Below are 14,570 nucleotides of genomic sequence, written 5' to 3'. Positions count from 1 at the left end.
CGCGGCGTGTGGAAACATACGAGCAGGCGCCTCGCCGGAACGTGAGAGCCTTTTGGCGCCACCGTTCTTGCGGCGCATTTCCCCTTACTGGCAAGGTGCGACACATGAAGCGACTGCCAATACTGCTAGTCCTGCTGAATTGCGGCCCGCTGCAGGCCGCCAATCCGCAGCCGAGGACTTCCTTCCACAGCGACGGCAACCCCATCCTGGGGGACGGCAGCTACTTCTCGGCCGACGCAGCGCCACTCTCCGTTGATGGGAAACTCTACATCTACGCCGGCCATGATGAGCCGCCCCCAGAAGTCGGCGGGTTTGTCATGCACGACTACGGTGTGTTCGTCACCGACGACCCCACAACTGGCGACTGGGAACTCTACAAGAGCAACCTCGACCCCAAAGCAGTGTTCAGTTGGGCCACAGGCAACAACGCCTACGCCGGGCACGCCACCCGTGGTCCGGACGGTAAGTACTACTGGTACGTGCCGGTAGAAACGAAGGTCGCCGACGTGCCCAATCGGATGGCGATCGGCGTGGCGGTTGCGGACGGTCCGGTTGGGCCGTGGAAAGATCCGATCGGCACGCCCCTTGTAGCGTGGCGCGACGTGTTTGGCGATGCGCGAAGGGGCCCGGAAATCATCGACCCCCACGTGCTTACCGATGAAGACGGGAAGGTCTTCCTGTACTGGGGATCATGGGGGGTTGCGCGGGTCGTGGAACTTGACGCGACAATGACCGCTAAGAAGGGGAAGATCACCACGATGCGGGGGCTGCAAGCATTTTTCGAAGCGCCCTGGGTCTTCAAACGCAGCGGAACTTACTACCTCGCCTACGACTGGAAGCGTGGCGGCAGCAAGTGGACTCCGTCGAATTATCAAGCGGCCATTGCCTATGCGACGGCGTCTAAACCTACGGGCCCGTGGGACTACCAAGGGATCATCCTCAGCGGCACGTCGGCCACCACCGTGCACCCATCTATCATTGAGCACCGTGGTCGCTGGTGGATCACCTACCACACCCGCGACGCGGACACCGGCGGGCACTTTCGACGGTCGGTCGCCATCGACGAAGTACAATGGGACGGCGATCGAATTGAGCCAGTAGCGCAGACTTTTGCGGACCCGCCGGCCATGCGGCTAACGAGTAACCTCGCGCGAAACGCGACGGTTTCTGCCTCTTACACAGAGCAACCACCAATGAGCCTTGGAGCGATCAACGATGGCCGGCCGCCCGTTGTGCGGCTCCCGCCAGATCAGTGGGGGAACTACCGCGGCAATGAGTCGTCCAACTCATCGGATTGGGTGCAGTACGAATGGCCCTCTCCCGTCAGGATCTCCGGCGTCGGAATCCAGTTCCATCAGGACCCTAATTGGATTCGCCCACCCGCCTCCTGGAAGCTGGAGTACCGGGAACGCAACGGAAGCTGGCAGGAATTGAAAGGGCTGGACTATCCAACCGCGCCGGACCGGTGGCTCACTTTCAGCTTCGCTCCCCTGACCACGGACGCGCTGCGGGCGACCTTCGAAGGGCAAAAGGAAGGTGAGTACTACCACTCGGTGTCAGTCTCGGAGTGGGAGGTCTCCGCACTACCAGCGGTCGAACTGCCAAGCGTCCAAGCCACCACCACGGTCGGCACGGCTCCGGACCTACCGGCGGCCGTCTCACTAGCGTTCGAAGACGGCGAAACCATTCAAGCTGCTGTCAATTGGCGAAGCGTTCCTTTAACGGCCTACGCTCAACCGGGTTCGTTTACCGTTAAAGGAAAGGTTGCCGGCCAAGCAGCCGGCTACGTTGTCGCCAAGGTCATCTGCACATCGGCTGAATAGCAAATGTGCCTTTCGACCAGGCGTAGAATGCCTATTGCTCGCTAGCGAATCGTCCCGCTCGTGTTGATAATTGGGCTCCATGAACCCCCGCCTCGTGCGGGTAACGCTTCTGTCAATAACTCTCGCTGCGAAAACTCAAAGATTGATCTTGCCAATTTCTCACCGCGTTAAAGCACCGAACACTCGCCATCATGTCAATTCTCAGCCGCGCCGCCGTCTGCTCACTCGCGTTTACAGTCGCAACCGCAATGCCCCAGAATGAGACACAAGCCCAAGACGGCGATCAATTCTTGGATGGGATCGGGGAAACCGCTCTGGTTGCCCGCTATGTTCTGGATGGTAGCCTGCAGGACTGGTCCCGCAACGGCGTGATGGCAACCGCCGAAGGCGGCGGCCACGAGTTTGTCGACGACGACACCTTCGGCACGGTGCTTTCACTCCCTGGCGGACCAGAAGGGGCCTTCATTCGCATCCCGGCAGCCACGTTCGGCGACGCAACAAGCTTCAGCATCTGCGGATGGGTTAAGATCCGCGAAGAGACTCCCGAGCAGTGGTTCTTCGACCTCGGGAATGACGCCGCGCACCAGGTAGGTTTAGTTCCAATGGGGGCCGAACGCGAGGGTGGGTGCAGCGTCCGCATTTCCTCGGGCGGAGGCAAGACGCGGCGTGGCCCTGCCAGCTTTCGTGTGCGACCACGCAAGTGGGCGCACCTCGCAGTCGTCGTTGACTCCGCCAGCAAAACAATCAGCCTCTACTCAGACGGGGCGCGGGTCGGCAGCCAGAATAACTTCGACACTCCGTTAGCGTCGTTGCTGGGTAATAAGGAATCCGACGCCGCCCATTTATACCTAGGCAATTCGCTGGTGGAAGACGGTCCGCGACTCGGGGGGAAGCTGTACGATGTCCGCCTGTACCGCAGCGCCCTGACCGATCGACAGGTTGCCGTAATCCACCACAATGCCCTTTCGGACGACGAGCTCACGGGCGCCGAGGAAGGTGGACCGAATAGTCACCGTGGCTACCGAAAAGACCGCCCAAGGCTCTTGCATACAGGGTTGTCTGGAGTGGACAACATCGAGGTTACGACTCTCGTCGGCACGCTTCCTCGACTACCTCGCGACATTGCCGGCGTTTACCACAACGGCAGCGCAGGGCCGAGCGTCCGCGTGATCTGGCCTGCTCCGCAGGACAACAGCGAGGTCGCCAGCCCCGGCAGTTACAAAGTGATAGGCAAGGTTCCGGGGACCGAGTTTACACCAGAAGCAACCGTGCGCGTCGTCGAGGCGCCTCGCAATCCAACCGGGCCAGCACACACACTGCGTCCCTTCCCGTTGGGGCAGGTCGTGCTGACGCCAGACAAGAATGGCGAGCCCACCCTCTTCATGCGGCGTCGTGACGCGTTCCTGTCCGGATTGGCGAAAACAGATCCCGATCGCTTCCTGTTCGTCTTCCGCGACGCCTTCGGACAAACGCAGCCAGCGGGCGTCAGGCCGCTCGGCGTGTGGGACAGTCAGACCACTCGGCTGCGGGGGCACGCTACCGGCCACTATCTCACCGCACTTGCGCAGGCGTACGCAAGCACGTCCTACGACCTCGAACTCCACGCCGAGTTCGCGAAGAAGATGAATTACACAATCGGCGTGCTCCATCAACTCTCGGGAATGTCTGGCGAGCCCGCATCCAACGGCGGGCCGTCCAACGCCGACCCCGCCACGGTGCCGCCAAGCCTGGGCAAGAGCGGCTTCGACTCGGACCTCAGCAAGAACGGTATCCGCAACGACTACTGGAACTGGGGCGAAGGCTTCATTAGCGGCTACCCACCCGACCAATTCATCATGCTTGAGCAGGGCGCCACGTACGGCGGCGGGAACCACCAGGTTTGGGCGCCCTACTACACCCTCCACAAGATCCTGGCCGGCCTGCTCGACTGCTACGAGGTCGGCGGCAACGAAAAGTCGCTCGAAGTCGCCAGCCAGATGGGACTATGGGTGCACCAACGCCTGAAAAGGCTACCCCAGAAAACGCGGATCCGTATGTGGAACAGCTACATTGCTGGCGAGTACGGCGGCATGAACGAAGTCATGGCCCGTCTGTATCGCGTCACCGAGGATGAGCGCTTTCTCGACACAGCGAAGCTCTTCGACAACACGCGGTTCTTCTTTGGTGACGCCGAGCACCAACACGGGCTGGCGAAGAACGTCGACACCATCCGGGGACGCCACGCCAACCAGCACATCCCCCAGATTCTTGGGGCCCTCGAAACGTACCGCGCCGCCCGCGAATTCCCCTACTACGATGTGGCCATCAACTTCTGGGACATCTGTGAGCGGAGCTACATGTACTCGATCGGCGGCGTCGCCGGCGCCCGCAATCCCAACAACGCCGAGTGCTTCACGACCGCGCCAGACACCCTCTTCCGCAACGGTCTATCCGACGGCGGGCAGAACGAAACGTGCGCGACCTACAACCTGCTAAAGCTTGCCCGGCAGCTCTTCATGTTTGATCAGAATGCTCGCTACATGGACTACTACGAGCGGGCAATCTACAACCACATCCTCGCGTCGGTGGACGATGACAACCCAGGCAACACCTATCACGTCCCGCTGAACCCCGGCGCCAGGAAGTCGTTCGGCAACGCTAGGATGAACGGGTTCACCTGCTGCAATGGCACCGCAATCGAAAGCGGGACCAAGCTCCAAGACTCCATCTACTTCACCAACGCCCAGAACGACGCCCTGTATGTGAACCTATTTGTCTCGTCCATGCTCGACTGGCAGACCCGCGGCGTCGGAGTCACGCAGTCCACTAACTTCCCGTTTGCCGACAGGTCGACGCTGACAGTCCAGGGCGGTGGCGATTTTGCTATCTACGTCCGTGTGCCCGCCTGGGCGAACGACCGCTTTGCCGTTCGAATCAATAACGAAGAGCAAGACATTGAGGTCACACCTGGAACCTATGTCAAACTACAGCGGCAATGGACCGACGGCGACGCGATTGAGCTAAACCTCCCAATGAGCTTCCACCTCCTGCCACTCATGGATCAGCCCAATATCGCGAGCCTGTTCTTCGGCCCCGTGCTTCTGGCCGCGGAAGAATCCGGCGCGAGAAACACATGGAGATCGGTCACACTCAACGTCGACAACCTAGGGGAATCACTCTCGGGTGATCGATCCAAGCTCCACTTCCAGAACGGCGGCGCTAAACTCAAGCCATTCTTCGACTTCTACGACGGCTTTCATTCGACCTACTTGAACATCGAGCCTGAGCATATCGGTTCGCAAGGCAAGTAGCAACGAATGCGTGCTTGCGTTCCAAGCCGCCGATTCGCCTACAAACCACGTCGACTCTTTGTAAAATGCTGTTGACGTCGGCGGTCCAGATGAATGACTAGGGGATTGGGTTGTGCTCTTCGAGCTAGTGTTGGATCGCCTCTTCGAGTGAGATCACGCTGCGGAAGACTCCGCGTCGGATGCGTTTGGCGGTGATCTCGGCGAAGAATCGCTCGACCTATTTCAGCCAACCGGAGGCGTCGGGGGTGAAATGGACGTGATACTCAGGATGACCCGTGATCCACCGCTTGACCGCAGCCGTTTTGTGGGTCGCGAAGTTGTCCATGATCAAGTGAATTTCTTCGCCCGGCCCTTTCTCAATCGTCTTGTCGAAGTGGCAGAGGAACTTCGCAAAATCATCGCTGCGATGACGCCGCAGGCATTGGCCGATGACCTTGCCGGTGGCGACGTCGAGCGCTGCGAGCAGGCTTGTGACAATGTGTCGACATCGGTCAACGCTCCGCCTGCGGAGCCGACCGGCTCGAATCCGTGGCGGATGCAACAGTCGACGCGGCGATATCCGGCGAACTCGCCAACTACTCACGGTTGAACAGGAGAAACGTGCCGCCTTTGCCAGCGACGGCGATATCGATTCTGCCGTCGCTGTCGAGGTCGGCTGTTCTAATCTGTAAGCCGACGCCCACGATGCCGACATTGATGAACGACTTACGAAAAGTTCCTTCAGCGTGATCCCACGAATAGTACTGGATCGTAGGCGTCATCGAGGAGCCAGGGTCACTGCCGTTGTGGGCGAGCACCCGTTTCCCGGTGATGAGGTCGTCGCTTCCATCACCATCGAGGTCGGCAAGGGCAAGGGCGTGCGATTGCGAGAAGCTGTCGTCAATGAGATTCGTCTGCCAGACCGTCTTTCCGTCGGTCCCCGGAGTGAGCTGCCGCCACCACTGCACGCCAAATCCATGGGCAGTGCCCCAGATTATGTCACTGCGGCCATCGCGGTCTAAGTCGCGAACAATCACTGGCAAGCTGAAGTCGGTGGGCGCCCAATCGCGGTGGAACGTCCACTCCTGCCGGTACCGCTCGGCCTCTCCTGGACACTCGTACCACCCGGTCCCGCAGAGGATGTCTAGCAGCCCATCGCCGTTGATGTCGCCTACTCCCAAGCCGTGCCCATTTCCTTTCTTGCCGATGAGAACTCGCTGCATCGCGAAGTCACCAGCACCGGCGGCGCCTTCTGCGTCCTTTGGTAACCTCCACACATACATCGGAGCTTCGGGAAGCCACGAGTTTGAGATCCACTCGGGCACATGGTCTCCATCAAGGTCGCATAGAAGCTGGCCCTCGTTGCTGGTCCCTTGCGACTCAATCAGCCGTTTCCTCTCCCAGAGCATCCCACGTTGCAGTCCCTCCGGCCCCGGATTCCGATACCAATTGACCTCGGGGATTGTGAAACCACCTGCGATAACATCCGTCCAACCATCCCGGTCGACGTCGTACGCGAAGTCGCCATTGGACTGCGCGTAGCCATTCCAGTCGTCGATTGCGCGCAGCGGACGCGGGGCAAAGGAGGGCGCGGCGTACCAGTTGCGCCCCGCCACGACATCCAGCAGTCCGTCCTTATTGATATCGGCAAGGTCGATCCCCTCGTTGGCATCGACGGCAAGTAGCTTGATATCCCAATTGGGGCGTGCTGGCCGTTCGGATGAATCAACGCCGCGTGCCTGGCCTGAACAAGCGAGGCAAGCGGCGATCGCAACTAGTGAACGGCTCAGCATTTCTCAAAATCCTAAAAACAATCGAGCGTCAACGAATAGAATAGAATTTCAGCCGCGACCTCGGAGACTACTCTGTTGTGAGCCTCTTAGCGCGGGATATCACGTCGTCGCTCCCGCCTGTTTTGAGAACGAGCTTTGCAGCGGTAGCCGCGGCGGCAGAATGAGAAGGCGCTACTGCCTCGGCTATCTGGACGACCGATTCGCTAGCCTGCTTGCCCAGACGGTCACCAGTCAACTCGCCGGACGCGATCTCCAGCCCTTCGACGGAAGGGATCCGCTCCAGTATTCGCAATGCAAGCAGCTTCTCCTCGTCGCGACTTGCTATCCCCAAGGCCTCACGGCACATCCTCAACCGTTCGCTCTCCGAAGCTTCCAACTGCCGCGCGATACGCAGGTAACCCCGCAACGCCCGGACCGAGAACGGATGGTTGGAGCTGGCAAGTCCCTGAAGAACCGGCGCTGCGTCGGGCGTTCGCCATGCTCCCAACACTCGAGTCGCCTGGTCTTGCAGATCACGATCTGGCTTCTGCGCCGTTGCCGCCACGATCTCGAGCGAGCGCGTTCCGCCGATAGTCGCCAGCACGTTGAGCAAGACACTTGCCTGATCGTAAGGCGCCTTGAGGAGGCGATCGGCAATTAGACCCGCTGCCTGTTCACGGTCAGTGAGGCGGGATGCGGCGGCCAAACTCGCCTGCTCGGCAAGCGTGCGTTCTGCTACTGAGCGTGAATTCGCGGCTAGATCCAGCAGCGCTGGCAACGTCTCTCCCACCGCTAGGCGTCCAGCCGCTTCCAGCGCCGCGACACGAACGGCGGGCTCGTCCGCAAGGCGTGCAGCGTCGATCAGGGCTCCCGCGCCAGCGGTGACGCGTCTGCGACCGATCAGCTCTGCTGCCAGGGCGCGGGAGTTGGCATCGGACTCTTTTAGCATCGCTACGAGCGCCTCGTCCAACCCATGATCTTTAATCTCGACCAGTGAATGCCGAGCCGCTTCGCTCGCATCATCTTCTGCCAGGGCAAGACGCATCAGCAGTGGGGCGTCCGATGCGTCGCCGAGGGCGCCGACGGCTTTAATTCCCTCGGCACGCACTGCTAGTAGGTCGCTCCCGGCGGCCTCGCGAGCGACCCCGACCGTGGCGTGGTCACCAAGGACACGGAGAGCGCGGATAATCCGCACGTGGCGACTTGGGCTCTCCGGTCTGATTGCGGCTGCCAGCAGTGTTGCGCCGCCCGGAGCTTCGCCCTGTACAGCGGCCTGAAGTCCGACGGTGAATTCCCAATCGTCATCGCTTGCAAGCAGGTTCTTCACCAGGTTAGCCCGGTCGCTCGACTGACTGTGCCGCACAATGCCGAGAATGGCGGCAGCTCGTACTGCATCCGTCGGATTGCTCTCCTCGAGGGTTCTTAGCATCGCTGCCGCTAAACTCGTTTGGCCCTGCTCTGCGAGCCGCTCTGCACACGCGAGAACCGCGTCGTCCAAGTGGCCGCGAGAGGCCGGAGTGGTGCTCGCAAGAAACATTTCGAAGCGGCTGGCGTCAATGCTCGCCAAAGCGGAGGCTGCCGCGACCGCTGCGTCGGGGTCGCCTGCTGCCGCCAGCTCTTCGAGCCTTTCGACAGCACGTTGGTCGTGTCTGGCGCCAACCGAGTTGATAACGCCCACGAGCAGGTCGCCATCCAGCCGGTTTAGCGCCGAGCGCAGAGCCTCACCCGAGGCGGAACCCGGCATGATTTGAAGTGCGTACCGCGCATAATGCGAGAACCCTGGGTCGTCTAGCAGCGCGGCAAGCGTTGGAACCGCCTCGTCAGACCCCGATACGCCTAGCTGCTCGCAGGCAAGCGCCCTGTCGTGGGGGGACGCGTCATCAGACTGTAAGATCCTGACAAGCTCTTCGGGTGTTGGCCGATCGGCGGCCATCAGCAGGGCCGCGGAGCCAGTCAGCAACCAAGCCAGAACCGCTGCGGGGACCAATCTTCGAACCATGGTGGGCCTCTCTTTATCGCCGGTCTACCGACGGCGTTAGTTAACTTTCGATTCAATTTGCCAATAGTGCCTAGATACGCCACGGCTCGCGGACTGCACGGGAGAGGTATCGATTCGCGATCTCGTGTCCCGAGAATTCATTCTTAACGGGGTCGAACCTGAGATCCTCACCGATCCGCCACGCAATCGTCGCCGCGTGCGACGCGATGTGGGACTGGGAGGCCACCTTCTCATTCGCGGAACAAGCTTGCCGCGTGCGGACGCTATCGAGGAACTGCCTTACGTGATGCCTCGGGTCGGTGCCGGCCATCTCGGGCACCGCCAGCTCCGACCGCAGCGACTCGGGGTAGACTGCGAACTTTCCGCTGTCGCCTGTTTCGATCCAGCCCTCGTCTCCCTCGAAGCGAACGGGGCACGTGCCGAGACCGAGCCACCCCGTGTCGCGGTCACGCATTTGGAGCTTCACGCCGTTCGCGTAGGTTGCAGTGACGCTGGTGCCCCACGGCTCGTAGTAGACGGGGGCGGTGTCTTCGGATTGGTTAGCCCACTGGCACAAATCCACTGTGTGGGCTCCCCACTCCAGGAATCCGCCGCTGTGGAGGTCGTAGTGATCCCGCCAGCCGCCCGCCACGTACGTTGGGTTGTACGGACGCCAGGGCGCCGGTCCAAGCCACAGGTCCCAGTCGACCTCTTCCTTCCCAGGTAGCGGCGCCTCCGGCAACCATTCGCGAGTTGCCGCAGGGCTGAGTGTGTGGGCGTGCATCGTGTGCAGCCGACCGAGTTTGCCGGTGTGCACCAAATCTACCGCGAATTTGAAGTTCGGGATGGTCCGTCGTTGCGTCCCCGCTTGATAGATCCTGCCATAACGTTGAATAGTGTCGGCCAGCGCCAAGCTTTCCTCGATCGTCATCGAGCAGGGCTTCTCGCAGTAGATATCTTTGCCCGCGCGCGCAGCCAATATTGAAGCCATCGTGTGCCAACGGTCGCCGGTGGCGATTAGCACGGCGTCGATGTCATCGCGGTGAAGCAGTTCGTCAGGGTGACGCAGGGACTCACAGTCGGTGTTCTGGTAGTGTCCATCGACCGTACGCTTGACAATCTCACGGCGGCTTTTCTGTGCGTCGCACACGGCGATAAACTGCGCGTCCCGTTCGGAAAGGAAGCACGCCAGGTCGGTTCGCCCGCGAGGGCCGATGCCAAGGCCACCGACTGTGATACGCTCGCTTGGTGGGGTCTGTCCGTTCCGCCCGAGCGCAGATGCCGGCACTATCAATGGGGCGCCGATGACAGCGGCCGCTCTGGCGGCGGTCTTCAAGAAGCCTCGGCGGCTGGGCGTCGTGGTCATTTCTCCCTCGCTTGCGAGGGCCGTGTGGGTGCTTTCTGTCATTCCGACGCTTCCTTCCCCTCGGCAATTTTCTTGAGGCGGATATTCTTAAACTCAATCATCATCTCATCGCCACGGTGCAGCTGCAGCGCGAGAATACCAGAGTTGGCGGCGTTCGATTCGTCTTTATCCACAACCAACACCGTTGTGCGTCCATTTATCTTGTGCTCAAGCCGATTGCCCTGGGCGACAATCTCTAGCTCTTGCCACTCGCCGGCTCGGACGTCATTGACGATCTCTTCTGCATTCCCCACTGAACCGACAACCTGTCGTTGAACGCCATTAGCGGAGCCGCCCAAGAGCACTTCTTCGCCACGCAGCGCGAGTATGCCACGGCCCTGCTCTTCGTAGAGGATGCCCATGTACTTGTTGGTTCTTTCGATGTCGGCCTGATAACCTCCGACCACCCAACGCCCCGCGTCTTCTAACCGCTTGGACCGGTACTGCACGCCAGAGTTGCCAACGCCACGATCGGCGATGCGGAACTCCAGGCGGAGAACGAAGTCATCAGCCTCACCGCTCCAGATAAGGAACTCATTGCTTTCCAACGGACTCTCGTCGCTGGTTTCACCGACGATCACGCCGTCCGCGACCCGCCACAGCTTGGGGTTGCCGTCCCAGCTCTTGAGGGTTGATCCATCGAAGATGGGCTCAAACCCCTCCTCGGCAGCCCCGGCGCCGCTGGGTGACGACGCGAGAAGCGCGGCGACGAATGTCGCCACGAAGTAACTACGAGAATTGGCATTCACTACTTCATTCCAATCGTTTTGAAACAACGCTTTCTCTCACAGTGATCCGTGCCGGGGTTTCGTCATTCTCCGACGAACGCCCACGCTCGATCCCGGGCGCTGCGTAGCACAGCGTCGCATACCTTCTGAGTCGCCAGTGCGTCCCGGAACGTGGGCACGGTGGAAACACCGGTCGAGAGCCCCTCTAGGAAGTCGGCCAGCTGGTGAACAAAGGTGTGTTCGTAACCAATCTGCAAGCCCGGCACCCACCACTTGTCCATGTAAGGCTGGCTGCCGTCGTGGTCGGTGACGTGAATTGACCGCCAGCCACGCAGTCGCCCCTCGTCCGCGTGGCTGAAGTACTCGAGTCGGTGGAGGTCGTGGAGGTCCCACCGGAGTGATGCGTGCTCGCCATTCACTTCGAGCGTGTACTGTGCCTTGTGTCCACGCGCGTAGCGTGTGGACTCGAAGACGCCGAGCGATCCGTTGTCGAAGCGACACAGGAAGGCGCAGGCGTCGTCAATGCCAACAGGAGTGACCTCGCCCGTGAGTTGGTGCACACGCTGCTTCACGAAAGTCTCGCTCATAGCCGAAACGTCCTGGATGGCGCCGTTGAGCCAGAGGGCCGTGTCGACGCAATGAGCAAGGAGGTCTCCGGTGACGCCAGAGCCGGCTTCCGCGACGTCCAGGCGCCACAACGCTTGGCCGCCCTGCGGCAGGTCTTCGGCGATTGTCCAGTCCTGCAGGAAGTTGGCGCGGTAGTGAAAAACGCGTCCGAGCTTGCCCTCCTCGATGAGCTGTTTGGCAAGCGTCACGGCGGGGACACGGCGGTAGTTGTACCAGACCATGTTGGCCACGCCTGCCTCCTCAACCGCGCGGCACATCAACTCGCCTTCGGCAACGGTCATTGCCAGCGGCTTTTCGCAGAGCACCATTTTGCCGGCGGCCGCGGCGGCCCTGGTGATCTCGCCGTGCAGACTATTGGGGACGCAGATGTCGATGGCGTCGATGTCGTCACGATCGACAAGGCTCCGCCAGTCCGTCTCGGTAGAATCGTAGCCCCAGGTGTCCGCGAACTTCTGCGTGCGACCGGGGTCTCGCGAGCAAACCGCCTTGAGCTTCGGCGCCAACGCGGTGTCGAAGAAGTTCGACACCCGATTGTAGGCGTTCGAGTGGGCCCGGCCCATAAACCCACAGCCGATCAGGCCAATCCGCAACGGCTCTTTCATTCGACTAGTTCCAGCCATGTAAGTCTCGCACTTTGATCATCACTTCCAGCACCGAATTCCAAGTGTCTGGAGAATCCAGGACGCTGTTGGGAAACATGCAGCCATCCCAGCAGATGTGCTGCACGCCGCGCGATGCGGCCCCTTCAAGCCAGTACGAAGCACAACGCACAATGTCGAGCTTGCCGTTGGGGTCGGACGGCAGGCAGTGCTTGCCTGTTCTGTCATGGGACCCCGCTCCGAACACCTCACCGTCGTTTTGAGCGATGTGCAGATCGATCGTCCAAGGGCGGAGTCTGTCCACCATCAGTTGGTAGGCCAAATAAAACTCTTCTTCGCAGTAGTCGGCCCCGAGCATGGCGTGCTCAGGAGCGTTGTACCCCAATAGGTAGAGGTAGGTGTGGGCGAGGTCCGCCTGGAACCCGAGCGTTTGTGGCATGTCGACTTCCTCGAGGAGGTCGAGCATGTCTCGCCAGCTGTGCATGCCCGCCCAGCAGATCTCCCCCTCCGCCGCCAGGCGTTGGCCCGCGTCCGCTGCGATTCTCGCGGCCTCACGAAAAGTCTCGGCAATCAGCTTGGTGCCGCTCAGGGGATCGCTCTTCCACTTGTTGACTCCGAACTCGGCCGAGTCGATGCGGATGACGCCCGATTTCCGCGCGCCGCAGTCGTCAAACAAACGGGCAACGCGGCACGCGGACTCAACAGCAGAGAGGAACTTCGCACGAGCCTCCGCGTCGCCCATGGCGGAATCGCCCATCGTGCCGGGCCAGACCGGCGCCACTAGCGAGCCGATCTCGAGGCCGCGCCGCTGGATCGACTCGGCGAGCAATCGAAGTTCGTAGTCTCCCGAACTTGGGTCGATGTGGGGAGAGTAGAGGAAGAGGTCAACGCCGTCGAACTTCTGCCCGCCAGCCTCGGCGGCGCACGTTAGGTCAAGCATACGTCCCAGCCGTATCGCTGGTTCCTGCCCGGCGTCGTCGCCCTTGCCGACCACGCCGGGCCACATTGCGTTGTGCAGTTTTGGCGCGCAATTGCTCATGAGTTCCTGACGGTGGTTATTCAAATGGATCCGCTCGCGGTCGAGTTTGACGACCCTATTTCCTGCGCCCGCCGACCTTAGGCACCTCTGCAAACGTGTCGGGACCGAAGTAACGGAGACTCTCTAGCGGCTCGCTGCCAGTGTTCTCGACTTCGACACCCCGGGTCGCCGCCTCATGGGTAATAAAGACCTCGTCTTCCGTGTCTGCTCCGAAGCAAATCATGGTGGGAGTCTGTAGTGGGAGGCGACCAATACGGCCCTTCCCCTGCACGGTTATCCATCCACTCGCCCCGGGATCCTTGAGCACGCATCTGGCGCCGGGCTGCAGCGTGAGACGCCTAGCGCTAAACAACTGAGCACCGTCGACCTCGCCATAGACAATCCAATCGTCACGCCAGCCTTCCCCCGATTCCGCGGTGATGGGCTCCAGGTAATTGTTGTCTTTGAATTCGGGGTCTACGTTTCTTTCCCAGTCCAACTGTCCAATTATGAAATCGAGGTCGCTGTGCTTGTCGGCTGGCATGTCTTTAACCAGCAACGACCACGGCACGACTCTCCCTTCTACGAGACTCTGATACATCCCGAAGACGTCGCTACCCCACTGCGGTTCGTAGGTGCACAGTGAACCTGGAGCGTGCAGGACGCCCGGCGGAATGAGCCAGCCCGAGCCACGTTTGAGGCGATATGCTTTCGACAAATCAAGGATGCCGTTGTCGCCTTTGGCCCAGTTTTCCAAGCAACGGCGGAGTTGGTCCTTGGTTGTGCCCGGCTCCAGCCCCATGAAGGTGTACGGGAAGTTGTTGTCACAGTTGTTGTACTGGGGGGGGAAGTAGTAGCTCTCTGGCTTTCCTTCCTGGCCAACCAGCTTGGCGTCTTCAAACCGCTGATGCATGTGGTGCGGTATGGGACCCATGTTGTCAAAGAATTTCGAGTACACGGGCCAGCGTTGGTGCCGCTCCCACATCGGCTGCCCGATCACCCGGGCGCCCGCCTCTTGGACCGCGTCCTTCAGCAGGAATCGTTCCCCCTCAAACAGCACAAGACTTTGTCCCTCGTGCCAGACGCGTCCTTCGTTTGCTGCGTCGGTGGTGCTGGCGAACCAACGTTCGTCGATGCCACCACGCTCTCCGCCGTAGGAGTAGTAGTCATCCGGGTGCAGCCGAATCCGCCTGCCCGGATGCAGGAAGCTCCGTGGCACCCAGGTCGGAGTAAGACGCAGCAGCCCTTCACCGGCGTCGAGCGCCCGATCAAGAGCCGCATGTACACTTTCGGAGGATGCGAATTGAGTCATGAAGAGCTAAGTTGGTAGGCGACCTGTGCGCTTCGTGCT

The 14,570-nt window shown here is 60.8% G+C and carries 10 protein-coding genes; 2 read left to right on the top strand and 8 right to left on the bottom strand.

Annotation, left to right across the window (positions count from 1 at the left end):
- Window positions 1–104 precede the first annotated feature (104 nt).
- Both Pla123a_RS15865 and Pla123a_RS15860 read left to right on the top strand, forming a co-directional pair.
- Window positions 105–1,823, top strand: a complete 1,719-nt coding sequence (locus Pla123a_RS15865; protein WP_146588686.1) for a family 43 glycosylhydrolase — start codon at window positions 105–107, stop codon at window positions 1,821–1,823.
- Between the two features lie 248 nt (window positions 1,824–2,071).
- Window positions 2,072–5,113 (top strand): beta-L-arabinofuranosidase domain-containing protein, encoded by a 3,042-nt coding sequence (locus Pla123a_RS15860; RefSeq protein ID WP_146588684.1) that lies wholly within the window; start codon window positions 2,072–2,074, stop codon window positions 5,111–5,113.
- A 217-nt stretch (window positions 5,114–5,330) separates the two neighbouring features.
- Here Pla123a_RS15860 and Pla123a_RS25320 read toward each other — a convergent pair whose 3' ends face one another.
- From Pla123a_RS25320 to Pla123a_RS15820, 8 genes are all read right to left on the bottom strand, one after another.
- On the bottom strand, window positions 5,331–5,807 hold the full coding sequence (locus Pla123a_RS25320; RefSeq protein WP_146588682.1) for a transposase: 477 nt from the start codon (window positions 5,805–5,807) through the stop codon (window positions 5,331–5,333).
- Entirely contained in the window at window positions 5,689–6,885 is a 1,197-nt protein-coding gene (locus tag Pla123a_RS15850; protein WP_146588680.1) for an FG-GAP repeat domain-containing protein, read from the bottom strand. Before Pla123a_RS15850 ends, Pla123a_RS25320 begins: the two co-directional genes overlap by 119 nt.
- Window positions 6,886–6,952: 67 nt before the next feature.
- The gene (locus tag Pla123a_RS15845) at window positions 6,953–8,608 is read right to left on the bottom strand and encodes a hypothetical protein (protein WP_146588677.1); all 1,656 of its coding nucleotides are present in this window, start codon (window positions 8,606–8,608) and stop codon (window positions 6,953–6,955) included.
- Window positions 8,609–8,933: 325 nt separating this feature from the next.
- Window positions 8,934–10,250: a Gfo/Idh/MocA family protein gene (locus tag Pla123a_RS15840; RefSeq protein ID WP_231956504.1), complete on the bottom strand. Its 1,317-nt coding sequence runs from the start codon at window positions 10,248–10,250 to the stop codon at window positions 8,934–8,936.
- Window positions 10,247–10,996 (bottom strand): 3-keto-disaccharide hydrolase, encoded by a 750-nt coding sequence (locus Pla123a_RS15835; RefSeq protein ID WP_197528024.1) that lies wholly within the window; start codon window positions 10,994–10,996, stop codon window positions 10,247–10,249. Before Pla123a_RS15835 ends, Pla123a_RS15840 begins: the two co-directional genes overlap by 4 nt.
- 62 nt (window positions 10,997–11,058) lie before the next feature.
- Complete coding sequence (locus Pla123a_RS15830; RefSeq protein WP_146588673.1) at window positions 11,059–12,204, bottom strand: Gfo/Idh/MocA family protein; 1,146 nt, start codon at window positions 12,202–12,204, stop codon at window positions 11,059–11,061.
- Window positions 12,205–12,208: 4 nt separating this feature from the next.
- Window positions 12,209–13,141 (bottom strand): TIM barrel protein, encoded by a 933-nt coding sequence (locus Pla123a_RS15825; protein ID WP_231956502.1) that lies wholly within the window; start codon window positions 13,139–13,141, stop codon window positions 12,209–12,211.
- Window positions 13,142–13,295: 154 nt separating this feature from the next.
- On the bottom strand, window positions 13,296–14,531 hold the full coding sequence (locus Pla123a_RS15820) for a hypothetical protein (protein WP_146588669.1): 1,236 nt from the start codon (window positions 14,529–14,531) through the stop codon (window positions 13,296–13,298).
- Window positions 14,532–14,570 lie beyond the last annotated feature (39 nt).

The sequence above is a fragment of the Posidoniimonas polymericola genome, assembly GCF_007859935.1.
In the GTDB taxonomy this organism is placed as follows: Bacteria; Planctomycetota; Planctomycetia; order Pirellulales; family Lacipirellulaceae; genus Posidoniimonas; species Posidoniimonas polymericola.
The sequence above is the reverse complement of the archived record's forward strand: the minus strand, read 5'-3'. Positions and strand labels throughout refer to the sequence as shown.